Source organism: Streptomyces krungchingensis, from assembly GCF_054729265.1.
Genome location: NZ_JBPUKY010000001.1, coordinates 941,605 through 967,735, shown reverse-complemented (window position 1 = coordinate 967,735; position 26,131 = coordinate 941,605). Strand labels below are relative to the sequence as shown.

Genomic DNA, 26,131 nt, shown 5'->3' with positions numbered 1-26,131 from the left:
GTACGCCCCGCACGGACCCGGCACCCCCAACCTCCCCCAGGAGAGCCGCATGCCATCCCGTACCCACCGCACCCTGCTCACCGCCCTCGCCACCCTGACCGCCCTGTCCCTGCTCTCCGCGGGCACGGCCCTGGCGGCCACGGCGCCCGAGCCCGCCGCCGTGGCCGCCGCCGCGAACTGGGACACCGACCGGGCGGCGACCGCCTACGCCGCGAACCCCGCCAGCGTCACGGCCTCGGGCAGCGAGAACGCCGGCACCGCGCCCGGACTCGCCTTCGACGGCAACGCCACCACCCGCTGGTCCAGCCAGTTCGCGGACGACGCGTGGATCCGCGTCGACCTGGGCGCCACCCTGCGCATCGACCGTGTGGTCCTGGACTGGGAGGCCGCCTACGGCAAGCGCTACGTGCTGGAAGTATCCAAGAACGGCACCGACTGGACGCCGTTCTACACCGAGACCGCCGGAACGGGGGGATCAGTCACCGCGCACACCTACCCGCAGGAGGTCACCGGCCGGTACGTGCGGATGCGCGGCGTCGAACGCGCCACGCCCTACGGCTACTCCCTCTACTCCTTCAAGATCTACGGCGGCGAGCCGGCCCCCGCCTCGACGACCCGCTCGAACCTCGCCCTGAACCACCCCGCCTACTCCAACCTGTACCAGCACGCGGGCAATTCACCGGCGTTCGCCACCGACGGCGGCCGGCCCGCCGACCTCAAGGGCGACTCCACGCGCTGGTCCAGCGACTGGAACGCCGACCGGTGGATCTCCGTCGACCTCGGCGCGGCCTCGACCATCAGCAGCGTCGACCTGTACTGGGAAGCCGCCTACGCCGTCGACTACGAACTCCAGGTCTCCGACGACAACAGCACCTGGCGGACCGTGTACCGGCCGACGGCAGCCGAGGTCGCGGCCCGCCGCGCCGATGTGAAGGCCCCGGGCGACGCGGCCGGACGCCACGACACCGTCACCCTGCCGCAGCCCGTGACCGGCCGCTACGTCCGCATGCTCGGCAAGGAACGCCGCTCGTTCTACAACCCGGCGCCCGCCACGGCCCAGTTCGGCTACTCGCTCTACGAGTTCCAGGTCTGGGGCACCGGAGGCAGCGCCGCCGCCGCGTACCCGGCGCTCCCCGGCGAACAGCAGGGCGCGTACCGTACGGCGTTCTTCGACGACTTCACCGGCACGGCACTCGACCGCTCCAAGTGGCGTGTCGTCAGGACCGGTCAGGAGATGGGCCCGGTCAACGGCGAGTCGCAGGCGTACGTGGACTCGGCCGACAACATCAGCACCCAGAACGGCAGCCTCGTCCTGAAGGCCAAGTACTGCAAGGGCTGCACCCAGGCCGGGGGAGGCACGTACGACTTCACGTCCGGACGCGTCGACACCAACACCAAGTTCGACTTCACGTACGGGCGGGTCAGCGCCCGGATGAAGCTGCCCGTCGGCGACGGCTTCTGGCCCGCCTTCTGGCTGCTGGGGAGCAACGTCGACGATCCGTCGGTGTCATGGCCGGCGTCCGGGGAGACGGACATCATGGAGAACATCGGCTACGCGGACTGGACCAGCACGGCCCTGCACGGACCCGGCTACTCGGCCGACGGCAACATCGGCGCCCGGCAGACCTACCCGGCCGGGGGCCGCGCCGACCAGTGGCACACCTACGCCGTGGAGTGGACGCCGACCGCGCTGCGCTTCTCCGTCGACGACACCCTCGTCCAGGAGACGACGCGCAACAAGCTGGAGTCCACCCGGGGACAGTGGGTCTTCGACCACAACCAGTACGTCATCCTCAACCTGGCCCTCGGTGGCGCCTACCCGGCGGGCTGGAACAAGGTCACCACCCCGTACTGGGGGCTGCCGCAGTCCAGCGTCGACCGCGTCGCCGCCGGGGGAGTGCAGGCCGAGATCGACTGGGTGCGGGTCGAACGCAAGGGGTGACACGTCCGCGGGGACGGCCGCCCCGGATCCGCCGGGACGGCCTCCCCGCGCCGGCCGTGGCACCGCGTACCTCCGGCCGGCACGGTCACCGCGATCCGCCGGCGTGCCTACGCGTCGCCCGCCCGGGACATCCGCAGGGCGAGGTCCTGCAGCAGATCGGCGGTCTTGACGTCCGTCCGCCCCGAGTCGTGGACGTCGGCGAGTTCGGAGAACAGGAACGCGAACGCGCCCACGAGCGAGATGGCGGCCGGCAGATAGGCGTCCGCGACGGCCTGCCCGGCCTCCGCTGGCCCCGCGTCGCCCGGCACCTCGACGCGGGGGAACACTTCTGTGACGAGGGCGCCCAGGTGGGTCTCGACCGACTCGACCCCGGACTCCTCGTCCTGGGCGATCCTGCGCACCATCGCGTTGGTCTCGGTGAGCACGCCGATGGCGCGCAGGATGATCTCCGTCTGTTCCATGCCGTGAGCCTAGACGGGTGAAGCCCCGGTGTGGCCTCGATGTTCGTGCCGGGATGGTAGACAGGGCACATGAACGACTTCTCCCGCCTTTGCCCGGATCGCGTGCGATGACCGCAGGAATCGACACCCCGGACCGCCGGGGCCGCACCGGCCTGGACCGCGTCGGCCGTGACCTCACCGGCAACCCCCGCGTCAAGATCCGCGACGTGCGCCTGCTGTCCAGCCATTGGTACGTGGAGCGCACCACCAGCTTCGACTTCCAGCACGCCGACGGCACCTGGAGCACCCAGGAGCGCGAGACCCACGACCGCGGCAACGGCGCCACCCTCCTGCTCTACGACACAAGCCGCGAGACGGTGCTGCTCACCCGGCAGTTCCGCTACCCCGTGTACGTCAACGGGCACCCGGACGGCATGCTGGTCGAGACACCGGGCGGGCTCCTCGACGAGGAGGACGAGCACCCAGAGGTCGCCGTGCGTCGTGAGGTCATCGAGGAGACCGGACACACCGTCGGCGAGGTCCACCACGTCTTCGACGTCTACATGAGCCCCGGATCGGTCACCGAGCGGGTGAGCTTCTACGCCGCCTCGTACGGACCCTCCACGCGCACGCACGAGGGCGGCGGCCTGGACGAGGAGGGCGAGGACATCGAGATCGTGGAACTGCCCTTCGCCCGTGCCCTGGAGATGATCCGCACCGGGGAGATCGCCGACGCGAAGACCATCATGCTGCTCCAATGGGCCGCCCTGGAAGGCCCGTTCAAGAGGGCTTGACTTGAAGTGCTCTTCAAGTTCCAGACTCCCCTCCGGGCCCGAGGACTTCGGGCCCGGACGGGAGGGACACCATGAAGTACCGCACCATCGGCACCGACCCGGGAACCCGCCGCGAGGTGAGCGTGCTCTCGCTCGGCGCGATGCTGTTCGGCTCACGGACGGACGAGAGGACGTCCTTCGCCGTGCTCGACCGCTATGTCGAGGCCGGCGGGAACTTCATCGACACGTCGGACAACTACGCCTTCTGGACCGACGACAGCCAGGGCGGACACAGCGAGGCACTGCTCGGCCGCTGGCGGCGCAGCCGTGGGGTGGGCGACGAGATCGTCATCGCGACCAAACTCGGCGCGCGCCCGCTCGCCCCCGGTACGGGCTACGTGGACAATCCCGAAGGACTCTCCGCCAAGACCGTCCGCGAGGCGTCCGAGCGCAGCCGGGAGCGCCTCGGCGTGGAGCGGATCGACCTGCTGTACGCGCACATAGAGGACCGCACGGTCGATCCGCGCGAGACGGTCGAGGCGTTCGGCGAACTCGTCGCCGAAGGCGGCGTCGGACTGCTCGGGGTGAGCAACCACGCCGTGTGGCGGGTGGAACGCGCCCGCGCGCTCGCCGCGGCGGCGGGCCTTCCCGGGTACGAGGTCCTGCAGTACCACCACAGTCTGCTGCGGCCGCGCAGCGACGTGCCGAGCGACCTGTTCCCGGAGGGGAGCCTCGGCGCGGCGACGGGTGAACTGCTCAGCTATCTGCGGGCCGAGCCCGCCCTGACCCTCGTCGCGTACTCGCCGCTGCTGACCGGCGCCTACGTGCGGGACGACAAGCCGCTCCCGCCGGACTACGACCACCCGGGAACCCCGGCGCGGCTCGCCGTACTGCGGGAGATCGCCGAGGAGACCGGGGCGAGCCCCAACCAGGTGGTCCTGGCCTGGCAGATCGGCGGCGAGCTGCCGGTCGTCCCGCTGGCCGGCGCGTCCTCCGTGGCACAGCTGGAGGAGAACCTGGCCGCGGTGGACCTGGAGCTGACCCCGGACCAGCGGGCGCGACTGGACGCCGCCCACTGAGCCGGCCGAGGCCTATCGGGGCCCGCAGTCCGGGGACCTGAGCGTGGTGAGGAGCAGCGCGATGTCGTCGGGGCGCTCGGTGGCCTGCCGGGCGGGTGCGGTGAGCAGGTCGGCGGCCCCGGAGAGGGAGGAACCACCCGGCTTTCCGTGCGGTGTGCCCGCGCGGGACAGGATCGTGCACAGCGCCTCGATGCCGTCGTCGATGTCCGTGCCGGGCCGCTCGACCAGCCCGTCGGTGTACAGGGCGAGCACCGCCTCGGGCTGCAGCCGCAGCTCCGTCACCGGGTAGCGGGCCCGCGGGTCCACCCCGAGCACCACACCACCGGGCAGGTCCAGCACCTCGGTGCGCCCGTCGGGATGACGCAGCAGCGGCGGCGGATGGCCTGCCCGGGCGGCACGGGCGAGGCCCGTCACCGGATCCACCCGCACATAGCAGCAACTGGCGAACTGGCCCGGGTCGAGGTCGATGAGCAGCCGGTTGGTACCGCTCATCACCTCGTCCGGCGACCGGTCGCCGAGCGCGAACGCCCGGACCGCGCTGCGCAGTTGCCCCATGGTGGCTGCTGCCTGCACACCGTGCCCCTGCACGTCACCGATGACCAGGGCGAGTCCGTCGCCCGCCTCGACGACGTCGTACCAGTCGCCGCCCACGTCCATGCCCACGGTGCCGGGCAGATACCGGCCGGACGTCTCCACCAGGGGATGCGCCGACAGCCGGTGCGGCAGCAGGGCCTCCTGGAGCCCGCGTGCCAGGGCGGCTTCGTTGTCGTAGCGCCGCGCCCGCTCCAGAGCCTGCGCGATCAGCCCGGCGAGCGCGGTCAGCACCGTACGCTCCTCCACGCCGAAGCTGCGGGAACGGTCGAAGCCGAGGATGCACGAACCCACCGGGCGTCCCGAGGCGATCAGCGGCAGAAACGCGCGCGCCCCCTCCGCGGCGTCCAGCGGGATGCCCGGATAGGTCGCGGCCAGTTGCTCCATCGACTCGAAGAAGAGGGCACGGCCGTGGGTGAGGGTCTCCACGCCGGGCAGTTTCGCGTCCAGACCCACCCCGTCGAACGGGGCGAGGAACCCCTGCGGGAAGCCCGTCTCCCAGGCCAGGTACAGACGCCGTTCCTGGAGGAGATAGATGGCGAGACGACGGCCGCCGAAGGCGGGCAGCAGCTCCCGCATCACCACCTCGGACACCTGGCGGGCCGTCACGGCCTCGGTCAGCGCGATGGCGAGGACGATCGGCCGGTACAGCGGCGCCGTCGTCGGGACGCCGCTGCTCGGCTCCTCGTCCGTGTCCCGGCCTGCCGTCACGGAGGCCGGGTCGAGTGGGGCGGCCTCCGCGGTCTCGGCGACCCGCCCCACCGGCACGAGCCGGCAGGTGAGGCTGGCCGGGCCGGGGAACACGGAGAGTGTCAGCCAGGCGCCTCCGCCGCGTCCCGGCGTGCCTTCGCGGCGCCCGTGCGGGATCCGCACCTGGAACTGCACCGGGTCCGGTGACAGCAGCGCCCCGCGCAGATGGTCCTCGTACACGGGGCGGTCCAGCCATGGCACCGCCTGCCACAGGGACCGTCCGAGCAGTTCCGTCCGCGGACGCCCGAGCAGCTCGGCCGCGCGTTCGTTGGCGTAGATGATGAGCCCGAGCCGGTCGAGCGCGAAGACGGCCTCCGGCAGCAGGTCCGCCGCCTGGTCCGCCGCCGGGCCCGGGCCCGGTTCGACGACCACGCCGCTCACCCGGTAGGGCGGGAGCAGGCCCGGACCAGACGTCCACAGCTCCACCACCCGCACCTCGCCGCTCGCGGTGCACAGCGGTATCGGGTGGTGCGGCGGGTGCCCGGCCGCGGTCTCGCGCAGGGCGGCCATGAACAGGAGGGGTTCGTCGGGGGCGACGGCCGCGGCGAGGGCCTCCAGCGTTCCGGTGAATCCCGCGTGGTCGCTGCCGAGCAGGGCCCACAGACCGTCGTCCGCGATGACGCCGCCGTCGCCCGGGTCCCACGTGAACCGCCCGACGCAGCGCGCCGTGGGACCGTCGGCCGGGGGCCGCGTGCACATCGGCTCCCCGTCCCACCGGACGCCGGGCCCGTCCTTGTCCAACGCGGCCAGCGCCGCGCCCAGTTCCTCCGCCACCGCCGTCATCCGGTCCCGGTCCGGCAGCACCTCGGTGGCGTCCGAGGCCGACGGCCGCAGCACCGTGAGCACGCCGTACGACGTCGAGGCCCCCACCACCGGGACGTACAGCGAACCGAACGGGAACGGCAGGCCCGCCGCGAGCTGTGGATAGCGGCGCATGGTCTCGGTCGCGTCCGTCAGGAGGACCTCCACACCGAGCCGGTGGGCGTCCGCGACGGGGAAGGGCCGGTGCACGTCCATGCGCCACCAGGGCCGGAACAGCGGTCCCGGCAGACCCGCGAGCACGGCGAGCCGCAGCAGGCCCGGCGTGCTCGAACGCAGATAGACGCCCCCCGCGAAGCCGCGAGCCGCACGGATCGCATCCGTCACGGCCCCGCTGAGCAGGGCATCCAGGCTCTCCAGCGCCTGGACCTCACGCTCGGCGCTCCCAGTCATCGGTCTGCCCTCGTCCGCCCACCGTCAGGGGGGTACCACAGCAAGAATGCGCCTTCGAGGCCCCTGACCGCACCTCGGCGCCCGTACCGGGACAGGGCCGTGCGGCACCCTCGATCAGGGACGCGCCCGGCCGTGCCCAGCGCGAACATACAGGCTCACCGGGATGTTCAGGAGCCGTCCGGCACCTTGTGCTTCAGGAACCGTTCCGCGGTGATTCAGGAGCCGTCCCGCGTGACGAGGGTCTCGGCCGCGACGGCCGCGACAGCATCGGCCACCGACGCCAGCGCGGGGGAGTCCAGCTTCCACTGCTGCCAGTACAGGGGGACGTCGACGATCCGGCGTGGCGCCAGCCGGACCAGTCGCCCGGCACGCAGCAGTGGTCCGGCCTGCGCCTCGGGCACCATGCCCCAGCCCATGCCGGCCACGACGGCGTCCACGAACCCTTCCGACGTGGGCATGAAGTGCCGCAGCGCGCTCGCGGCGCCGCCGCCTCGCAGGGCACGCACGAACTCGTCCTGGAGGCCGTCGTTGCGGTCGAACACCACCAGGGGCATGTCGGCGATCACGTCGCGCAGCGGCGTCTCCGCCCTCAGCCACCGTGCGGCGAGGCCGGGGCTCGCGACCGGCAGATAGCGCATCCGGCCCAGGGCCCGCACGGAACAGCCCGTCACGGGGTCCGACGAGGAGGTCACGGCCGCCATGACCAGCCCCTCGCGCAGCAGTGCGGCGGTGTGGTCCTGGTCCTCGCGGCGCAGCTCGAAGCAGAGACGGAGGTCCTCGGGGACCCGGGTGAGCGCCGGGAGGAACCAGGTGGCCAGCGAGTCGGAGTTCACCGCGATGGACACACGCGTGGGCTCCCCGGGGCCGGCCATGCCGAGCGCCGCGTGCGCGTCGCGTTCCAGCCGGGCGAGCTGACGCGCGAAACGCACGACGACCTCGCCGGACTCCGTGGGCCGCACCGGCTTCGTCCGCATCAGCAGCACCCGGCCGGTGCGTTGTTCGAGCGCCTTGACGCGCTGGCTGACCGCCGACGGAGTCACATGGAGCGCCAGGGCCGCCGCGTCGAAGGTGCCCTCGTCGACCACGGCGAGCAGCGTGCGCACCTGGTCCACGGGCAGATCTGTCATCACGAGCGCTAATGATACGTAAGAATCTTTAGCTGTACTCCCGGCGATGTGCTCCATAACGTCGACGGCATGACAGCCGCTCTCACCGCCGCGACCGCGGGCTTCTGCACCGGTCTCTCGCTCATCGTCGCCATCGGCGCGCAGAACGCCTTCGTCCTGCGCCAGGGCATCCGCCGCGACGCGGTCCTCGCCGTGGTGGCCATCTGCGCGCTGTCGGATGCCGTCCTCATCGCCCTGGGCGTCGGAGGCGTCGGCGCGGTGGTCGTGGCATGGCCCGCCGCGCTCACCGCGGTCGGGCTGATCGGCGGCGGCTTCCTCCTCGTGTACGGGTTCCTCGCCGCACGCAGGGCCCTGCGGCCCTCGGCGCTGCAGCCGTCGGCCGCGCCGGCGGACTCACGACGGCGTGCCGTGCTCACCTGCCTGGCGCTGACCTGGCTCAACCCGCACGTCTACCTCGACACCGTGTTCCTGCTCGGCTCCGTCGCGGCCGACCGCGGGCCGCTGCGCTGGACGTTCGGGCTGGGCGCGGCGACGGCGAGCCTGTGCTGGTTCGTCGCGCTCGGCTTCGGCGCCCGGCTGCTCGGCCGGTGGCTGGCCCGGCCCGCGTCGTGGCGTGTGCTGGACGGTCTGGTCGCCACGACGATGATCGCCACCGGTGGCCTCCTGATCGCCGGGGCGTGAGGTCCGGCTCTGTGAACGTTGCGTCCCCCGGAGGACACGAACCGTTCCCGCTCGGTCATAGTGATCCCTGAAGCGAAAGATGTATCGAGCAATCAGGACGAGTGTGGACACGAGCGAAAGCAGCAAGGACAGCGGCCCCGGGACACACGACGAGGCCCCCGGGACACAGCCGCCGAACCGGAACGGGTGGCGCCGGTGGACCATGGACACCCGGCCGCTGCGCCGCCCCGCCTACCGTCGGCTGTGGTCCTCGACCATCGTCACGGCGGTCGGCAGCCAGCTCACCGCGGTCGCCGTGCCCAAGCAGATCTACGACATCACCGGCTCCTCGGCCTGGGTTGGCTACGCCAGCCTCGCCGGACTGCTGCCGCTGGTGGTCTTCGCGCTGTGGGGCGGCGCCATCGCGGACAGCATGGACCGGCGCAAGCTCCTGCTCGTCACCAACACCGGCATAGCCGTCACCTCACTGCTGTTCTGGGCGCAGGCGGTCGGCGGACTCGACTCCGTACTCGTCCTGATGGTGCTGCTCGCCCTCCAGCAGGCGTTCTTCGGCCTGAACTCCCCGGCGCGCAACGCCTCCATCGCCCGGCTGGTCCCGGCGGAGGAACTGCCCGCGGCCAACGCGCTCGGCTCCACCGTCATGCAGACCGGCCTGGTGGCCGGGCCGCTGCTCGCCGGCGCGCTCATCCCCGTCATCGGCCTGCCCGAGCTCTACCTGATCGACGCCCTCGCCCTGTGCGTCACCGTGTGGGCCGTGGCGCGACTGCCCGCCCTGCCGCCCCTGACCGACGGGCCGTCCAGGCGGGCGGGATGGCGCGAGGTCGCCGCCGGGTTCCGCTACATCTCCGTCCACAAGGTGCTGCTGCTGTCCTTCCTCGCCGACATCATCGCCATGGTCTTCGGCATGCCCCGCGCGCTGTTCCCGGAACTCGCCGCGCAGACCTACGCGCCGTACGGCGAAGGGCTCGCGCTCGGCCTGCTGTTCGCGGCGATCCCCATCGGCGCCGTGATCGGGGGCCTGATGTCGGGCACCTTCTCCCGGGCCCGGCGGCACGGCCTCATGGTCATCGTCGCGGTCGCGGCCTGGGGAGCCGCCGTCACCGGGTTCGGACTCAGCACCAGTCTGTGGGTGGCGGTGGCCTTCCTCGCCGCGGCCGGGGTCGCCGACATGGTCTCCATGGTGTTCCGCGGCGCGATCCTGCTGTCCGCCGCGACCGACGAGATGCGCGGGCGGATGCAGGGCGTCTTCACGGTCGTCGTCGTCGGCGGGCCGCGCCTGGCCGACGTCCTGCACGGCACGGTCGGCTCGCTCTTCGGACCGCGCGCCGCGGTCGCGGGCGGCGGCCTGCTGGTGATCGCCGCCGTACTGGGCCTGGCAGCCGTGACCCCCGCCCTGAGGCGTTACACGATCTGACGCCACAGCGGGCCGGGGTGGCTCTAGAGTGATCGCCATGGGGGCGACACGACCTACATCGCAGTTCCACGCGCCGAACAGCGGTGCCTCGACGGGCGTCGACCGGCTGGTGGGGGCGCTCGACGCGCAGGACGCCAATGACGGCGTCCGCCGACTGCGCGCCTGGGCGCACACGGCACTGGACGTACGGCCGGGGGAGCGGGCGCTCGACATCGGCTCCGGCACCGGTTCGCAGACCCGGCACCTAGCGGCCGCCGCGGCGCCCGGCGGCGCGGCTCTCGGCATCGAGCCCAACCCGGGGCTGCGCGCCGTGGCCGAGCAGCGCACGGAACCGGGCGGCCGGGCCCGCTTCATGGACGGCGACGCGCTCTCCCTGCCCGTGCCCGACGGCTCGATCGACGTGGTGTGGTGCGAGCGCGTGCTCCAGCACCTCCTCGAACCGGAGAAGGCCGTCGTCGAGATCGCCCGCGTCCTGCGCCCCGGCGGGCGGGTGGCCCTGCTCGACACCGACTGGGCGACCACGATCCTGCACCCGGGGGACCCGGAGACCGTCGCGGCCGTCACCTCCGGCGCGCTCTCGGCGGCGGCCGACCCGTACTCGGGACGCAAGCTCGTGGGCCGGCTGGCGGCGGCGGGACTGGTGGTCGACGACCGGGGTTCGCAGGCACTGCTCCAGGACCACACCACGGTCGCCTGGCCGCTGATCCGCATGCTGGGCGAGTCCGCCGTACGCCGCGGCCTCGTCACCGAGGCGCAGCGCGACCGCCTCTACGAGGACCTCACCGAGGCTGCCGCACAGGGGGCGCTGCACATGTCCGTGACCATGTTCGGGGCGGTGGCGCACCGCCCCGGGTGACCCGGTCGGCGTACCGGAGCGAGCGGTGGTCACCACGTCCGGTTTGAATGGGCATATCGTCCGAATCAAAGCGGAATACAATGGTATGGCCGTCGTCGCTGACGGAGGTACCGCAGTTTCCCCTGGCATTGGGGGTACACGAGCAACATGAACACCGCGACCTATGAAGTGATCGCAGCCAGCTCCGCGGTGAACGCGATCGCCGCCTTCGTCGGTGGTCTCGTCATCGCAGGTGCGCTCGTCTGGGCCGTCCGGATGGGCATCAGCGTGCGGCGCGAGGAGCTGGACCCGCCCACCCCCGAGGAGCAGCCCAAGCTGCCCGCCGAGGGGGCGATCCACGAGATCCGGGAGATGCGGGAACCCGACGAGGTCCCGCACGCCGTGGACGAGAGCGAACGGCTGATGCCGTACAACCTCCACGCCGCGGGCAGCAAACACGCCGACGATCAGCATCGCAAACGCTGGGTTCCCGGATCCAGCGGTTCCTTCGGAAGCGGCGGCCCCGGCAGGACCTGAACGGGCCGCGCGCAGCGGACATGACCGCCCCGTCGGGCGGTCATGTCCGTCTGTCGTGGGGGAGGTCGGCCGCCGAGTCCTCCGGGGCCAGGTCGGGGCGCAGCCGCAGCCAGGACGGCTGCCGCAGCAGACCGGCCCGGGTGCGGGTGCTGTAGCGGACCTCGCCCACCAGCCGTGGCAGCACCCAGTGCGCCCCGGTCACCCTCGGCACCGGGGTGAAGGGGCAGCGGTCCGTCGCGGCGGCCCGCAGCAGCCGGGCCAGCTCGGCGCGCTCCGTCTCGTTCCAGCCGGTCCCCACGCTCCCCACGTAGTGCAACACGCCCTCCGCGTCGCGCTGTCCCACCAGCACGGCGCCCGGAAGCCCGGCCAGCCGCCCCTTGCCCGGTGCCCAGCCGCCGACGAGGACGTCCTCGGTCCTCATGTTGCGGATCTTGATCCAGGAGCGTGAGCGCACCCCGGGCTCGTACACGGAGTCCAGCCGCTTGCACACCAGCCCCTCCAGACCGTTCTCCCGAGTGGCCCGCAGGGCCGCCTCGCCGTGGCCGACGAGCGCGACCGGGGTCGACCAGAACGGTCCGGCGAGAGCGAGCCCGTCCAGTTCCTCGCGCCGTCGCCCGTAGCGCAGTCGGGTCAGGTCCCCTGCGAGGTGCATGACGTCGAACAGCACGAGGTGCGCGGGGGCCTGCGCGGCACGACGAGCCGCCTTGCCCGGTGATCCGGCGAGCCCCATGCGGGACTGGAGCAGCTGGAAGTCGCCACGCCCGCGCTCGTCCAGGACGAGGATCTCGCCGTCCAGGATCGCCGGTGTTCTCCCCAGAGCGTCACCCAGCGGACGCAGCTCCGGGTACGCGGCGGTGATGTCCTCACCGGACCGGGCACGCAGCACCAGACTGCCGTCCCCGGGCAGATAGACCACGGCGCGCTGGCCGTCCTGCTTCGTCTCGTACGCCCAGCGCATGTCCTGGCCCCTGGGCGGGAGCGTGCCGGGCGTGGCGAGCATGGGAGCGATCAGCGGCAGTCTCACAGCTGTGTTCTCGACAGGCCTCGCGCGGCGCACGCTCGGGCGGCGGCCGTTTCGCCTGAACGGCGGCCCTCCTCCGTCCCCCTTGCCCGCCGGTCCCTACTTCGTACGGTGCCGCCGGCCCGGCCGTGCCGACGGCGACCGTGCCGACGGCCTCCGCTACCGGCCCTCCTCCAGCGCCTGGGCCATCAGGGTCTGCAGTCGCAGCCCGCGGTGCGCGTCGAGTTCGCCGGACCGTCCCGTCCGTACGGCCGTGGCGAACTCGCGGCGCAGCACGGGCCAGGACTCCTCGTGGTCGAGTGCCGAGCCGTCCAGGACCAGCTCGGGATGCCGGCCGAACAGCTCGATCCGCATGATGCCGCGCTCGACCTCGACCGAACCGGACAGCGAGGCCTGGCTGACCGCGCCCCCCTCGTGCTCGCAGGTGAGCTCGACCCACCGGCGGGGGTCCCCGGTGGCCCGCACGCGCAGGACGGGACCGAGGGCCGCGTCCAGCAGATCGAGGATGTGCGGCCCGATGTCCAGCAGTGCCCCGTGTTCCAGGCGCCACGGGGTCGCGAAGTCCCCGCCCAGGAAGGCACCGCCCACACAGCACGACCTCGCCCCGGAGACGTCGAGTTCGCGGGCCTCCGCCAGGAACCGCCGGGTCTCCGGGTGATAGCGGTTCGACAGGACGAGCTGGGAGACGACTCCGGCGCTGTCGATGGCGTCCACGAGCTCGCGCGCCGCGGGCAGATCGAGGGCCAGGGGCTTCTCCAGCAGCAGGGCCTTGCCCGCCTTCGCCGCCCGCAGCGCCAGTTCCGCCTGCACGTCGGGCGGAACGGAGAAGGCGACGGCCTCACAGGTGTCGAGCAGTTCCTCGAACGTCCCGGCGACGGCGGCCCCGTGGGGTGCGGCCGTCTCCCGCGCGGCCTCCGGGCGCCGGGCCCACACCGAGGCCAGCCGCGTCTCGGGCCCGGCGGCGAGCACGCGCGCGTGGACCATGCGTGCCCATGGCCCCGCGCCGACCAGCCCGACCGAGACGGGTGCGTGCGGCCAGTCGTGCGCGTTTCCGGTCACGAGGAACTCCTCTGCTGTGCTGTGTGGTGCGGGTGCGGGGCGTCCCGACGAGCCGACGCCCCGTCAGGACCAGGGCCGTCGAACCGCCTGACGAGCACACTTCACCACGCCGTCCCGCGATCCGGCCAGAGCCCCCCCCCGTCGCCGGGGCCACGACCTCCGCATCCCCCGGCCCCGCACCCGCCCGTAACTTGACCTGATTGAGGGGGATACCGGCCGAGGAGACTCATAGGCTGTGCGCGCGAGTGATCACCGTCGACCCGAAGGAGCGAACGTGACGCCACGCCCGCAGCAGGCCGCAAGACGCTCAACAGTCCTTCGCCGGGAAGCCGTTGTCGCCACCGTCCCCGTCGCCGTGGCGGCCCTGCTCGCCGCGGCCGGACCGGCGGCCGCGGGGACCGTCGGCCGGGCTGGAGCCGGAGATCCGTACTTTCCCCTCGCGGGCAACGGCGGCTACGACGTCCGTCACTACGACCTGACCCTCGGCTACGACCCGCACAGCCGTCACCTGGACGGCAAGGCGGTCGTCACCGCCCGTGCGACACAGCGCCTGACCCGCTTCGACCTCGACCTCAAGGGGCTGAAGGTCACCGGCGTCACCGTCGACCACGCCAAGGCGGCCTTCCGCCGCGACGGCCAGGAGCTCGTCGTCACACCCCGGCACGCCCTGTGCGAGGGGCAGGAGTTCAAGGTGACCGTCACCTACTCCGGTACACCGAAACCGGTCACCGACCCCGACGGCTCCCTCGACGGCTGGATCCCCACCGACGACGGCGCGTTCGTGGCCGGCGAACCCCAGGGAGCCATGACCTGGTACCCCGCGAACAGCCACCCCACGGACAAGGCGTCGTACGACTTCACCCTCACCGTCCCGAAGGGCTACACCGCCGTCGCGAACGGCCTCCTGCGCGGGCAGCGCACCACCCACGACCGGACCACCTTCCGCTGGCGGCAGTCCGAACCGATGGCCGCCTACCTGGCGACGGCGACCGTCGGGAAGTTCAAGGTCGAGCAGTACACCACCCGCGACGGGCTCAGGGTCTACAACGCCGTCGACCCCCGTGAGGCGACCGCCGCCGCGCCGGTCCTGAAGAAGCTGCCCTCGGTACTGGCCTGGGAGAGCGAGGTGTTCGGGCGCTACCCGTTCCGCGCCGCCGGCGCCATCGTCGACCGGGCACCGCAGGTCGGCTACGCGCTGGAGACCCAGACGCGGCCCGTGTACGACTCCGCACCCGACCTGGGCACCCTCGTCCACGAGAGCGCCCACCAGTGGTTCGGGGACTCGGTCTCCCTCACCCGGTGGAAGGACATCTGGCTCAACGAGGGCTTCGCGACGTACGCCGAGTGGCTCTACACCGAGCAGCACGGCGGCAGGAGCGCGCAGAAGACGTTCGACTCCCTGTACGCCAGTCCCGCGAGCAGCGATCTGTGGGCGTTCCCGCCCGGCGACCCCGGCAGCGGCGCGCACCTCTTCGACACGCCCGTGTACGCGCGCGGCGCCATGACCCTGCACAAGGTGCGCACCGCCGTCGGTGACCGTGCCTTCTTCCGCATCCTGCGGAACTGGGCCGCAGGGCACCGTGACGGTCACGGCACCACGGCCCAGTTCGTCCGCCTCTGCGAGCGGGAGTCCGGCAAGGACCTCGGGCACCTGTTCCACACCTGGCTGGAGACCGCGGGCAAGCCGTCCTCGTCGTGAACCTCGCCGCGACCGCGGCTCCGCTCCGCGGGGCGGCTCTCAGGCGGGGCGGAGCCAGACGGTGGCGAGGGGCGGCAGGGTCAGCTCGATGCTGGTGGGACGTCCGTGTGACGGCTCGGACTCGGTCTTGACGGGGTGGGAGGTGTGGATGCCGCTGCCGCCGTAGCGGGCGTGGTCGGTGTTGAGGATTTCCTGCCAGGCAGGGATGTCCTCGGGGACGCCGATGCGGTAGCCGTGCCGCACGGCGGGGGAGAAGTGCGAGACGGCGAGCAGGGGGGTGCCGTCGGCGTCGTACCGGATGAAGGCGAACACGTTGTCGTCCGCCGCGTCGGCGGTGATCCAGCTGAACCCGGAGGGGTCGGTGTCGCGCTGCCAGAGCGCGGGTTCACGCCGGTGCACCGTGTTGAGCTCGCGGACGAGGTCGCGGACACCGCGGTGGTCGGGTTCGGCGGGATAGGCGGGATCGAGCAGCCACCAGTCGGGGCCGTGTGCCTCGGACCATTCGGCACCCTGGGCGAACTCCTGCCCCATGAAGAGGAGTTGCTTGCCGGGGTGGGCCCACATGAAGCCGAGGTAGGCGCGCACGGTGGCCCGCTGCTGCCACCAGTCTCCGGGCATCTTGGAGACCAGTGAGCCCTTGCCGTGGACGACCTCGTCGTGGGAGATGGGCAGGACGTAGTTCTCGCTGTAGGCGTACACCATCGAGAAGGTCATCTCGTTGTGGTGGTACTTGCGGTGGATCGGCTCGCGCTGGATGTACTCCAGCGAGTCGTGCATCCAGCCCATGTTCCACTTCAGCCCGAACCCGAGACCCCCGTCGGAGGTCGGCCGGGTGACGCCGTCCCAGGCGGTCGACTCCTCGGCGATGGTGACGACGCCGGGGTTGCGGCGGTAGACGGTGGCGTTCATCTCCTGGAGGAAGGCGACCGCGTCGAGGTCTTCGCGTCCGCCGTGCTCGTTGGGGACCCACTGCCCGGGTTCGCGGGAGTAGTCGAGGTAGAGCATGGAGGCGACCGCGTCGACGCGCAGGCCGTCGATGTGGAACTCCTCGCACCAGTAGACGGCGTTGGCGACGAGGAAGTTGCGGACCTCGTGCCGCCCGTAGTCGAACTCGAGGGTGCCCCAGTCGGGGTGGGCGGCGCGCCGTGGGTCGGCGTGCTCGTAGAGCGCGGTTCCGTCGAATTCGGCGAGGGCCCAGTCGTCGCGGGGGAAGTGCGCGGGCACCCAGTCCATCAGGACGCCGATGCCGGCCCGGTGCAGGGCGTCGACGAGGTACTTGAAGTCGTCGGGGGTGCCCAGCCGTGCGGTGGGGGCGTAGAAGCCGGTCACCTGGTAGCCCCACGATCCGCCGAACGGGTGCTCGGCGAGCGGCATGAACTGGACGTGGCTGAAGCCCAGATCGGATATGTAGGCGGGGAGCTGCTCGGCGAGCTCGCGGTAGGTGAGGCCCGCGCGCCAGGACGGCAGGTGCACCTCGTACACGGAGAACGGCGCCACGTGCACCGGGCACTTCGCCCGCCCCGCCATCCACTCGGCGTCGTTCCACTCGTAGTCCGACTCCGTCACGATGGAAGCCGTGGCCGGGGGTGTCTCGGTGCGCCGGGCCATCGGGTCCGCGCGCAGTGTGCGGGTCCCGTCGGGGCGGGTGACGTCGAACTTGTACCGGGCGCCTTCGCCCATACCGGGGAGGAACACCTCCCAGATCCCGCTGGAGCCGAGCGACCGCATCGGGAAGCCGGCGTTCGTGTCCCAGTGGCAGAAGTCGCCGCAGACCCTGACCCCCTGGGCGTTCGGCGCCCACACGGTGAAACGGGTACCGCTCACACCGTCGACCGTCATGGGGTGCGCGCCGAGGGCCCGCCACAGCTCCTCGTGCCGGCCCTCGCTGATCAGGTGCAGGTCGAGTTCGCCCAGCGTGGGCAGGAAGCGGTAGGGGTCCTGCGTCTCGAACGGGGTGCCGTCGTACGTCACCGACAGTGTGTAGGCGGGGATCGCGTCGAGCGGCAGCACGCGCGAGAAGATCCCGTCGCCCGTGTTCTCCAGTTCGGTGCGCAGCCCGTCCACCACCACGGCCACGGACTGCGCGAACGGGCGCAGCGCCCGGAACACGACGCCGTCCGGGACGAGATGCGCGCCCAGCAGTGCGTGCGGGTCGTGGTGGGCACCCGACAGCAGACGCGCGCGGTCCGGCGCGTCCATCGGGGCGGAAGCGGCCGGCCGTACGCCGGCCGGTGCGATGCGGGCTGTCACGACTTCAGCCTCCTCGGGGGAAGGGGAACGGGTGGGACAACTGGTCATCGGACCTCGGCAGAGGCGAGGCGGCCGACCGCGGCCATCGGCACGGGCAGCCAGTCGGGGCGGTGTCGCGCCTCGTACAGCACCTCGTACACGGCTCGGTCCGTCTCGTAGGCGCGGAGCAGCTCGGGTTCCTCGCGGGGATCCCACTCCGCCTCGGCGGCGTAGCCCGCGCAGAAGGCCTCGCGGCAGCGTTCCGCCCACTCGGGCCGCCAGGGCTGGCGGGACCGGGCGGCGTAGTCGAAGGATCGCAGCATTCCCGCGACGTCGCGAACGGGGGACTGGAGGCGGCGGCGCTCGGCGAGCGGACGGGCCGGTTCGCCCTCGAAGTCGATGACGGACCATCGCTGCCCGGCCCGGAGCACCTGGCCGAGGTGGAGGTCGCCGTGGATCCGCTGCGCGGGCCGTACGCCCGAGTCGAGGGAGGCGAGCGCGTCGAACGCGGAGCGCAGTCCGGGCGCGTACGGCCGGAGTTCGGGCACCGAGTGGACGGCGGCGTCGAGTCGTCCGCGCATCGCCTCCGCGAGACGTCTGTTGCGGGGCGGGCTCGGCGCGTCGACGGGCAGGGCGGAGGCCAGGGCGAGGTGCACCTCGGCGGTGGCGCGCCCCAGTTCGTAGGCCTCGTCGGTGAAATCGCGGTCCGCGGCGAGGGATTCGAGGGCGAGGCTCCAGCCGTCGGTCGCCCCGGGCAGGAACGGCTGGAGCACGCCGAGTGTCGCCTCCTGCGGCTGCGAGGTCCGGAACCACGCGGCGGGGGCGGGGACCCGGGTGCAGCCCTGCCGGGCCAGCGCACGCGGCACCTCCAGGTCCGGGTTGATGCCGGGCTGGATGCGGCGGAACACCTTCAGGATGAACGAATCCCCGTACACCACGGACGAGTTGGACTGTTCGGCGTCCAGCAGCCGGGGAGCGAGACCGGTCGGCAGTGTCACCCGTATGTCGCGCTCGAAACGCAGCGGTCCCGCCGTGCCGGGCCGGCGCAGGCGCTCCAGCAGCAGTCCGGCGGCCCGGGTGTCGTGCAGCGCGTCGTACACCATGAGGCCGGAGAGCGGGCCCGCGCTCGCCCGGCCGATGACGGCATGGGCGAGCCGCGGCGGCACCACCTTCCGTATCCCGAGCAGGAGTTGGTAGCAGTCGTCGGCCGGGGGAGTGCCGGCACCCCCGGGGGAGCGGGAGTCGAGGAACTCCGTGCGGACCAACAGGTGCAGGCACCCCGGGTACAGCTCGGTCGACGACACCAGCGTCAGATCCGTGACGGGCCTGCCCTTGCCCGCGAACCAGCGCTGCCGGGGGAGCCACTCACGCAGCAGCCCGGCGAGCGAGGTCAGCAGCGGAGCGGGACCTTGGCCGCTCGGACGGTGCAGCGCGGTCTTCGCCATGGCGACACGTCCTTTCTTGGGCGGGCGGGCCGTGGGGGCACGGCGGCGGGCGTTCAAGATCGCCTGGCGGTGACGGGGGCCATCCCGGGGCGGAGGCGGAACCAGTAGAAGCCGTGTCCGGCGAGGGTGAGCAAGTAGGGGAGTTCTCCGATGGCCGGGAATCGCACGCCGCCGATGAGTTCGACGGGGTGGCGTCCGTTGAACTCGCGCAGGTCGAGTTCGGTGGGCTGGGCGAAGCGGGAGAAGTTGTGGACGCACAGGACGAGGTCGTCGTCGGCTTCGCGGAGGAAGGCGAGGACGGCGGGGTTGGAGGAGGGCAGTTCGGTGTAGGTGCCGAGTCCGAAGGCCTTGTTCTGTTTGCGGATCTCGATCATGCGGCGGGTCCAGTGGAGCAGGGAGGACGGCGAGGACATGGAGGCCTCGACGTTGGTGACCTGGTAGCCGTAGACGGGGTCCATGATCGTGGGGAGGAAGAGGCGGCCGGGGTCGCAGGAGGAGAAGCCCGCGTTGCGGTCGGGGGTCCATTGCATGGGGGTGCGCACGGCGTCGCGGTCGCCGAGCCAGATGTTGTCGCCCATGCCGATCTCGTCGCCGTAGTAGAGGATCGGGGAGCCGGGCAGGGAGAGCAGCAGGGCGGTGAAGAGTTCGATCTGGTTGCGGTCGTTGTCGAGGAGGGGGGCCAGGCGGCGGCGGATGCCGATGTTGGCGCGCATGCGCGGGTCCTTGGCGTATTCCGCGTACATGTAGTCGCGTTCCTCGTCGGTGACCATTTCGAGGGTGAGCTCGTCGTGGTTGCGCAGGAAGATGCCCCATTGGCAGTTGGAGGGGATGGCGGGGGTCTTGGCGAGGATCTCGGAGACGGGGTAGCGGGACTCGCGGCGGACGGCCATGAAGATGCGGGGCATGACGGGGAAGTGGAAGGCCATGTGGCACTCGTCGCCACCGGAGGGGAAGTCGCCGAAGTAGTCGACGACGTCCTCGGGCCACTGGTTCGCCTCCGCCAGCAGCACCGTGTCCGGGTACAGGGCATCGATCTCGGCCCGCACCCGCCTCAGGAACGCATGGGTGGCGGGCAGGTTCTCGCAGTTGGTGCCTTCGACCTGGTACAGGTACGGCACCGCGTCGAGCCGGAACCCGTCGATCCCGAGGTCGAGCCAGAAGCGGAGTGCCGCCAGGATCTCCTCCTGGACCCGGGGGTTCTCGTAGTTGAGGTCGGGTTGGTGGGAGAAGAAGCGGTGCCAGTAGTACTGCTTGCGGACGGGGTCGAAGGTCCAGTTGGAGGCTTCGGTGTCGACGAAGATGATGCGGGCGTCCTGGTACTGCTTGTCGTCGTCGGCCCAGACGTAGTAGTCGCCGTAGGGGCCGTCGGGGTTGGTGCGGGACTCCTGGAACCACGGGTGCTGGTCGCTGGTGTGGTTCATGACGAAGTCGATGATGACGCGCATGCCGCGCTGGTGGGCGGCGTCGACGAACTCGACGAAGTCGGCGAGGTCGCCGAACTCGGGCAGGACGGCGGTGTAGTCGGAGACGTCGTAGCCGCCGTCGCGCAGGGGTGACTTGAAGAACGGGGGCAGCCACAGGCAGTCGATGCCGAGCCATTGCAGGTAGTCGAGTTTGGCGGTCAGGCCCTTGAGGTCGCCGACACCGTCACCGTTGCTGTCCTGGAAGGAGCGGACCAGGACCTCGTAGAAGACGGCGCGTCTGAACCAGTCGGGGTCGCGGTCCTTGGCCGGAGTGTCCTCGAACGTGTCCGGGACGGGCTCGTTGACCATCATGCGGGTGACCCTCCGATCCGCGCTGCCGGGCCGACGGAGAACACATGCGCGCCGCCCGGACCCAGACGCACATAGTTGGCCCTGCCCCAGTGGTAGGTCTCGCCGGTGAGCTCGTCGCGCACCGGCACGGTCTCGTGCCGGTCCAGGCCGAGTCGCGGCATGTCCAACGAGACCGTGGCCTCCTGGGTGTGGTGGGGATCGAGGTTGACCACCACCACGACCACGTCCTCCCGGGTGCGCTTCCCGTACACGAAGACCGCTTCGTTGTCGGCCTCGTGGAAGTGGAGGTTCCTCAGTTCGTGCAGGGCCTTGTGACGCCTCCTGATCCGGTTCAGCCGGGTGATCAGCGGAGTGATGGTCCTGCCCGCGCGTTCGGCGGACTCCCAGTCGCGCGGCCGCAGTTGGTACTTCTCGGAGTCGAGGTACTCCTCACTGCCCGCTCCGACCGCGGTGTTCTCGCAGAGCTCGTACCCGGCGTACATCCCCCAGGACGGCGACAGCGTCGCGGCGAGCACGGCCCGCACCTCGAAGGCGGGCCGCCCGCCGTGCTGGAGGTGACCGGGCAGGATGTCCGGGGTGTTCACGAAGAAGTTGGGCCGCATGTAGGACGCCGCCTCGCCCGACAGCTCGGTCAGGTACTCGGTCAGCTCCTGCTTGGTGGTGCGCCAGGTGAAGTACGTGTACGACTGCTGGAAACCGACCGCCGCGAGCCGGTGCATGACCGCCGGCCGGGTGAACGCCTCGGCCAGGAAGATCACGTCGGGGTCCGTGCGGTTGATGTCGGCGATGACCTGTTCCCAGAACACCACCGGCTTGGTGTGCGGGTTGTCGACGCGGAAGATCCGGACGCCGTGGTCCATCCAGTACCGCAGGACGCGCACGGTCTCGGCGACCAGCCCCGGCATGTCCTTGTCGAAGGCGATCGGGTAGATGTCCTGGTACTTCTTCGGCGGGTTCTCGGCGTACGCGATCGTGCCGTCGGGGCGGTGGTGGAACCACTCCGGGTGCTTGTGCACCCACGGATGGTCGGGCGAGCACTGCAGCGCGAAGTCGAGCGCGACCTCCAGACCCTCCCGGCCGGCGCGGCGCACGAAGGCGTCGAAGTCGTCGATGGTGCCCAGGTCCGGGTGCACGGCGTCGTGCCCGCCCTCCGGCGAGCCGATCGCCCAGGGCACCCCCACGTCGCCGGGGCCCGCGGACAGCGTGTTGTTCGGGCCCTTGCGGAAGGTGCTGCCGATCGGGTGGATCGGCGGGAGGTACACGACGTCGAAACCCATCGCCGCGATCGCGGGCAGCCGCTCGGCGGCCGTACGGAAGGTGCCGTGCACGGCCGGATCCGACCGGCCGCTCTCCGACCGCGGGAAGAACTCGTACCAGGACCCGTACAGGGCGCGCTCACGCTCCACCAGCAGCGGCAACGGCTCCGAATGGGTGAGCCGTTCCCGCAGCGGGTGCTGCGCGAGGGCCGCGTCGGCGCGCGCGGTCAGCGCGCCGGCGAGCCGCGCCTCGGGTGAACGGGACTCGTCGCGCAGGGCGTTCGCGGCGGCGGCCACCGCGTCCCGGTCCGCTCCGTCCGGCATCGCGGCGGCCGCCTGCTCGTACAGGTCGGCGCCCTCCTCCAGGACCAGCCCCGTGTCCATACCGGCCGGGATCTTGATCTCGGCGGCGCGCCGCCACGCGGTCACAGGATCGCTCCAGGCCTCCACCCGATAGGACCAGTGACCTGCCTCCGCCGGAGTGACCTCGGCGCCCCAGCGGTCGCTGCCGGGGGTCAGTTCCCGCATCGGGGTCCACGGGCCGGGGGACCCGGCGGGATCGCACAGCACGACGTTGGCGCCGACGCAGTCGTGGCCCTCGCCGAAGAGGGTCGCCGTGATCCGGAAGGTCTCACCGGCGACCGCCTTCGCGGGGCGTCTGCCGCAGTCGACGACCGGCCGTACATCCACCAGGGGGATACGGCCGGTGTGCGTGTTCGCGTCCATGGGTCCTGCCTCCGCCGTCTTGGGTTTCGCCTCCGCCCCATCTGGGCCCGATCGTGTGATTCACACTCCTGCGGGAACGTCCTGCAGGTAGTGCTCGGCCGCGTCCGCGGCCTCCCGCGCGCAGCGCTTCCCCATCAGCACGCACAGGGTGTAGCCGGTGTTCTCGAAATTGCCCCGCACCACATGGTCGGCGGGGGCGGCGAGCAGCAGGCGTTCCCAGGCCCGGTATCTCTCCAGATGCCTGGCGACCTCGGGTTTGGCAGGCAGCAGCATCACGCCGGTCACCTTCCCACTCATCGGACCGTGCACGGCTTGCCTGGCTGGCGGGTGAAGGCCGTACACGCAGGGGCACCGGTCCCACGTGGAGACCGACGCCCTCACTCATGGTGCCTGTATGGACACCCAGCGTCTTGTTGGCTCTTCAACAACATTTCGGCGCCCGCTCGAGTTGCGCGAATGGAGTAGTGCTCTCACTCTGAGACTGACTCAGAAGCGATCACCGCTCACGCTTCGTGTTCGGGGCTCGGCCCATCCGGGCGAGAAGAAGCGGGAGCTTCGCCGGTGAGGAGCCAACGACGATGAAACCTGCAGTGCCCTGCTACTACCACCTCGACGTAGAGGTCAGCCCGGAACGAGTGGGACAGGTCAAACGCATCCTGGCCGCGCACCTCCGGTACTGGAACCTGGAGATCCTCGTCGAGTCCGTCTGTCACTGCGCCGAGGCGCTGCTCCGGACGATCGAGGAGCACGCCGCGGACAAGAACACGACCATCGAGATGTGGTGGAACGGTCAGCACCTCATCACCGCCGTCTCGGACAACAGTCAGGACATCGGCCCGCACAAGGCACCACAGGGCTGCCTTGCCCAGATCGCCGCGCTGAGCGACGGCTGGGGCTGCTGCGCCACAGGCGCCGGCGGGAAGATCATCTGGTTCTCGTGGAGGGCACGGGCGGCCGAGCGTGCCCCGCTGGTCCCCCCGGCCCCCGCCCCGAGTCTGCGGGAGGCTCGACGGACGCCCCGCCATGTCCCGCTCCCGGAGCCCGCGCTGTCGGTCTCGCGGGACCAGGTCGAGGCGGTCGCCGCCCTGGGGTGATCCCCTGACGGCGCCGGCCCGCCCGGCCACCCGAACGCCGAACGCGTCGATCCGGCATGGATCGACGCGTTCGGCGTTCCCCGCGGCGGGCGGGCCGTTCGGGCCCGGTGGACGAGGTCGGCCCGGCGCGTCCCCCGTGTCCGGGGACCAGAACAGGCACGAGCCGCGCAATGGGGGGAAACTGGAGCCGGGGCCCGGACCTGGAGCCCCGGAAACCGGTCCCCAGACACGGGGGATGCACATGTCCACTACACCGGCACAGGCGGCGCGGCAGGAACTCTCCGGCTTTCAGGGGGAGTTGATCGGTCCCGACGATCCCGGGTACGACGAGGCGCGCGCCGTCTACAACGCGATGATCGACCGCAGACCCGCCCTGGTGGCGCGTTGCACCACTCCCGAGGACGTCGCCCTGGTCATCGGCTTCGCCCGGGACCACGACCTGCCCCTGGCGGTGCGCGGCGGCGGCCATCACGGCGCGGGAATGGGAACGTGCGACGACGGGGTGGTCCTCGACCTCGCACCGATGAACGACATCGAGGTCGATCCGCGGGCTCGTACCGCACGCGTCGGCGGCGGCTGCCGTCTCGGCGAGGTCGACCGTGCCACCCACGAGCACGGGCTCGCCGCGCCGAGCGGCATCATCTCCACGACGGGCGTCGGCGGCATCACGCTCGGCGGCGGACTCGGACACCTCACCCGCAAGTGCGGGCTGTCCATCGACAGCCTCCTCGCCGCCGATGTCGTCCTGGCGAGCGGGGAGAAGGTGCGCGCGAGCGCCGACGAGAACCCCGACCTGTACTGGGCGCTCCGCGGGGGCGGCGGGAACTTCGGAGTCGTCACCTCGTTCCTGTTCGGGCTGCACGACGTGAGCACGGTCGTCGCCGGCCCCACCTTCTGGCCCGTCGACATGGGTGCCGAAGTCCTCACCGCCTACCGGGACTTCATCCCGCACGCGCCCCGCGAACTCGGCGGCTTCTTCCTGTTCGCCTCGGTGCCGCCCGCGCCGCCGTTCCCGGAGGAACTCCACCTGCGCAAGGTGTGCGGCGTCATGTGGTGCCGCATCGGCGACGACCCGGACGCGGCGGCCCGGGACATGGCGCCGCTCCTCGACGCCCTCCCCGAACCGCTGCTGCACGGCCCGGCGCCGATGCCGCACCCCGCGCTCCAGTCCGCGTTCGACGGGGTCTACCCGCCCGGCGACCAGTGGTACTGGCGAGCGGGCTTCATCGACGCGCTTCCCGCCGAGGCGATCGACCTGCACGCCAAGTTCGGTGCCGAGATGCCGACCTGGAAGTCGACGATGCACATGTACCCCATCGACGGGGCCGTGCACGACCATGCGCCGACGGACACCGCGTGGAGCTACCGCAGCTCCGGCTGGTCGGCCGTCTACGCGGGTGTGGACCCCGACCCGGCCAACGCCGACCTCGTCAGGCAGTGGAGCGTCGACTACTCCGACGCCTTGCAGCCGCACTCCGCGGGCGGCGGCTACGTGAACATGATGATGGACGAGGGCCAGGATCGGGTACGGGCCAGCTATCGCGACAACTACGCCCGGCTGGCCCAGGTCAAGGCCGCGTACGACCCGGGCAACCTGTTCCGCCTCAACCAGAACATCCAGCCGCCGCAGGCCTGATCACGGCTTGCGGGCCACGCCTCCGTGGACGTCCGTGGGCTCGGGCGACGTACCCGGCTCCGGGCGCCACAGCGGGCACGACACGATGCCGGGCTCGATCAGTTCGAGGCCCTCGTAGTAGGCCGTGATCTGGTCGGGGCTGCGCAGCACGTACGGAATCGCGCCGGTGTCGTCGTACCCCTGCTGGGCCTCCTTGAGCGCCGCGTCGGTGTCCGTGCTGTCGTAGTGCACGAAGTAGCTGCCGGAGGGCAGGGCGGCCTGGAGCCGGCGGACGATCGACTTGGCCTCCTCGTAGTCCTGGATGTGGCCCAGGATGCCCATGAGCATGAGGGCGACGGGCCGGTCGAAGTCCAGGATGCGGCTCGCCGTCTCGATGATCTTCTCGGGCTCGTGCAGGTCCGCGTCGATGTAGTCGGTGACGCCCTCGGGCGTGCTGGTGAGCAGGGCCTGCGCGTGCCGGAGTACCAACGGGTCGTTGTCGACGTAGACGATGCGGGACTCGGGCGCCACGCGCTGTGCGACCTGGTGCGTGTTGTCGTACGTGGGAAGGCCGGTGCCGATGTCGAGGAACTGACGGATGCCGAGCTCCTCGGCCACGAAGGTGACCGTGCGGATCAGATAGCCGCGCGAGGCGCGGGCCATCGTCTCGATGTTGGGGGCGACTTCGCGGTAGGCGTCGCCCGCCACCCGGTCGACCTCGTAGTTGTCCTTGCCGCCCATCCAGTAGTTCCAGATCCGGGCGGAGTGCGGCACCGTGGTGTCGATCTTGGACAGCGCCTCTTGGTCGGGGGTGGACTGGCCGTCTGCCAT

General features: G+C 71.4%; 20 protein-coding genes and 1 pseudogene. 10 read left to right on the top strand and 11 right to left on the bottom strand.

Features of this window, described 5'->3' with window-relative positions:
• Positions 1 to 49 precede the first annotated feature (49 nt).
• Positions 50 to 1,942 carry a discoidin domain-containing protein gene (locus ACSYGO_RS04495; protein WP_460385815.1) on the top strand — a complete coding sequence of 631 codons (1,893 nt, stop codon included), beginning with the start codon at positions 50 to 52 and terminating at the stop codon, positions 1,940 to 1,942.
• A gap of 107 nt (positions 1,943 to 2,049) precedes the next feature.
• On the opposite strand, the gene ACSYGO_RS04490 is transcribed toward ACSYGO_RS04495, so the two are convergent.
• Complete coding sequence (locus ACSYGO_RS04490; protein WP_345657085.1) at positions 2,050 to 2,403, bottom strand: hypothetical protein; 354 nt, start codon at positions 2,401 to 2,403, stop codon at positions 2,050 to 2,052.
• Between the two features lie 107 nt (positions 2,404 to 2,510).
• Here ACSYGO_RS04490 and ACSYGO_RS04485 point away from each other — a divergent pair, with 107 nt between their 5' ends.
• Together ACSYGO_RS04485 and ACSYGO_RS04480 are read left to right on the top strand one after the other, a co-directional pair.
• On the top strand, positions 2,511 to 3,176 hold the full coding sequence (locus tag ACSYGO_RS04485; RefSeq protein ID WP_426679322.1) for an NUDIX domain-containing protein: 666 nt from the start codon (positions 2,511 to 2,513) through the stop codon (positions 3,174 to 3,176).
• A gap of 71 nt (positions 3,177 to 3,247) precedes the next feature.
• Positions 3,248 to 4,234 carry an aldo/keto reductase gene (locus ACSYGO_RS04480; protein WP_426679321.1) on the top strand — a complete coding sequence of 329 codons (987 nt, stop codon included), beginning with the start codon at positions 3,248 to 3,250 and terminating at the stop codon, positions 4,232 to 4,234.
• 12 nt (positions 4,235 to 4,246) lie between these two features.
• Here the strand turns inward: ACSYGO_RS04480 and ACSYGO_RS04475 are convergent, their stop codons facing one another.
• Both ACSYGO_RS04475 and ACSYGO_RS04470 read right to left on the bottom strand, forming a co-directional pair.
• On the bottom strand, positions 4,247 to 6,787 hold the full coding sequence (locus ACSYGO_RS04475; RefSeq protein WP_460385814.1) for a SpoIIE family protein phosphatase: 2,541 nt from the start codon (positions 6,785 to 6,787) through the stop codon (positions 4,247 to 4,249).
• 215 nt (positions 6,788 to 7,002) lie between these two features.
• A complete protein-coding gene (locus tag ACSYGO_RS04470) occupies positions 7,003 to 7,917 on the bottom strand; it encodes a LysR family transcriptional regulator ArgP (RefSeq protein WP_460385813.1) in 915 nt (304 codons plus the stop codon).
• A 66-nt stretch (positions 7,918 to 7,983) separates the two neighbouring features.
• Here ACSYGO_RS04470 and ACSYGO_RS04465 point away from each other — a divergent pair, with 66 nt between their 5' ends.
• From ACSYGO_RS04465 to ACSYGO_RS04450, 4 genes are all read left to right on the top strand, one after another.
• The gene (locus tag ACSYGO_RS04465; RefSeq protein ID WP_426679318.1) at positions 7,984 to 8,595 is read left to right on the top strand and encodes a LysE/ArgO family amino acid transporter; all 612 of its coding nucleotides are present in this window, start codon (positions 7,984 to 7,986) and stop codon (positions 8,593 to 8,595) included.
• Between the two features lie 103 nt (positions 8,596 to 8,698).
• Complete coding sequence (locus tag ACSYGO_RS04460; protein ID WP_460385812.1) at positions 8,699 to 10,009, top strand: MFS transporter; 1,311 nt, start codon at positions 8,699 to 8,701, stop codon at positions 10,007 to 10,009.
• 37 nt (positions 10,010 to 10,046) lie between these two features.
• The gene (locus ACSYGO_RS04455) at positions 10,047 to 10,865 is read left to right on the top strand and encodes a methyltransferase domain-containing protein (protein WP_426679316.1); all 819 of its coding nucleotides are present in this window, start codon (positions 10,047 to 10,049) and stop codon (positions 10,863 to 10,865) included.
• 147 nt (positions 10,866 to 11,012) lie between these two features.
• Entirely contained in the window at positions 11,013 to 11,381 is a 369-nt protein-coding gene (locus tag ACSYGO_RS04450) for a DUF6479 family protein (RefSeq protein WP_359504270.1), read from the top strand.
• Positions 11,382 to 11,421: 40 nt separating this feature from the next.
• Here the strand turns inward: ACSYGO_RS04450 and ACSYGO_RS04445 are convergent, their stop codons facing one another.
• Together ACSYGO_RS04445 and ACSYGO_RS04440 are read right to left on the bottom strand one after the other, a co-directional pair.
• Complete coding sequence (locus tag ACSYGO_RS04445) at positions 11,422 to 12,405, bottom strand: ATP-dependent DNA ligase (RefSeq protein WP_460385811.1); 984 nt, start codon at positions 12,403 to 12,405, stop codon at positions 11,422 to 11,424.
• A 156-nt stretch (positions 12,406 to 12,561) separates the two neighbouring features.
• Positions 12,562 to 13,461: a Gfo/Idh/MocA family protein gene (locus ACSYGO_RS04440; protein WP_460385810.1), complete on the bottom strand. Its 900-nt coding sequence runs from the start codon at positions 13,459 to 13,461 to the stop codon at positions 12,562 to 12,564.
• 274 nt (positions 13,462 to 13,735) lie between these two features.
• On the opposite strand from ACSYGO_RS04440, the gene ACSYGO_RS04435 reads away from it, so the two are divergent.
• The gene (locus tag ACSYGO_RS04435; RefSeq protein ID WP_460385809.1) at positions 13,736 to 15,160 is read left to right on the top strand and encodes a M1 family metallopeptidase; all 1,425 of its coding nucleotides are present in this window, start codon (positions 13,736 to 13,738) and stop codon (positions 15,158 to 15,160) included.
• A gap of 39 nt (positions 15,161 to 15,199) precedes the next feature.
• On the opposite strand, the gene glgB is transcribed toward ACSYGO_RS04435, so the two are convergent.
• The 5 genes and pseudogenes from glgB to ACSYGO_RS04410 all read right to left on the bottom strand — a co-directional run.
• Positions 15,200 to 17,458 (bottom strand): 1,4-alpha-glucan branching enzyme, encoded by a 2,259-nt coding sequence (gene glgB, locus ACSYGO_RS04430; RefSeq protein WP_460385808.1) that lies wholly within the window; start codon positions 17,456 to 17,458, stop codon positions 15,200 to 15,202.
• Positions 17,455 to 18,834: a maltokinase N-terminal cap-like domain-containing protein gene (locus tag ACSYGO_RS04425; protein WP_460385807.1), complete on the bottom strand. Its 1,380-nt coding sequence runs from the start codon at positions 18,832 to 18,834 to the stop codon at positions 17,455 to 17,457. Before ACSYGO_RS04425 ends, glgB begins: the two co-directional genes overlap by 4 nt.
• A 53-nt stretch (positions 18,835 to 18,887) precedes the next feature.
• Positions 18,888 to 20,609, bottom strand: coding sequence for a maltose alpha-D-glucosyltransferase (gene treS, locus ACSYGO_RS04420; RefSeq protein ID WP_460385806.1), 1,722 nt, complete (start codon positions 20,607 to 20,609; stop codon positions 18,888 to 18,890).
• On the bottom strand, positions 20,606 to 22,591 hold the full coding sequence (locus ACSYGO_RS04415) for an alpha-1,4-glucan--maltose-1-phosphate maltosyltransferase (RefSeq protein ID WP_460385805.1): 1,986 nt from the start codon (positions 22,589 to 22,591) through the stop codon (positions 20,606 to 20,608). The genes treS and ACSYGO_RS04415 overlap by 4 nt, the downstream gene beginning before the upstream one ends.
• 81 nt (positions 22,592 to 22,672) lie before the next feature.
• Positions 22,673 to 22,864, bottom strand: a pseudogene (locus ACSYGO_RS04410) (DUF5133 domain-containing protein); the annotation flags it as partial.
• A 305-nt stretch (positions 22,865 to 23,169) separates the two neighbouring features.
• Here ACSYGO_RS04410 and ACSYGO_RS04405 point away from each other — a divergent pair.
• Positions 23,170 to 23,685: a pep a2 gene (locus tag ACSYGO_RS04405; protein ID WP_432176036.1), complete on the top strand. Its 516-nt coding sequence runs from the start codon at positions 23,170 to 23,172 to the stop codon at positions 23,683 to 23,685.
• A 241-nt stretch (positions 23,686 to 23,926) separates the two neighbouring features.
• Positions 23,927 to 25,321: an FAD-binding oxidoreductase gene (locus ACSYGO_RS04400; RefSeq protein ID WP_460385804.1), complete on the top strand. Its 1,395-nt coding sequence runs from the start codon at positions 23,927 to 23,929 to the stop codon at positions 25,319 to 25,321.
• Here ACSYGO_RS04400 and ACSYGO_RS04395 read toward each other — a convergent pair whose 3' ends face one another.
• Positions 25,322 to 26,131 (bottom strand): SAM-dependent methyltransferase, encoded by an 810-nt coding sequence (locus tag ACSYGO_RS04395; protein WP_435225383.1) that lies wholly within the window; start codon positions 26,129 to 26,131, stop codon positions 25,322 to 25,324.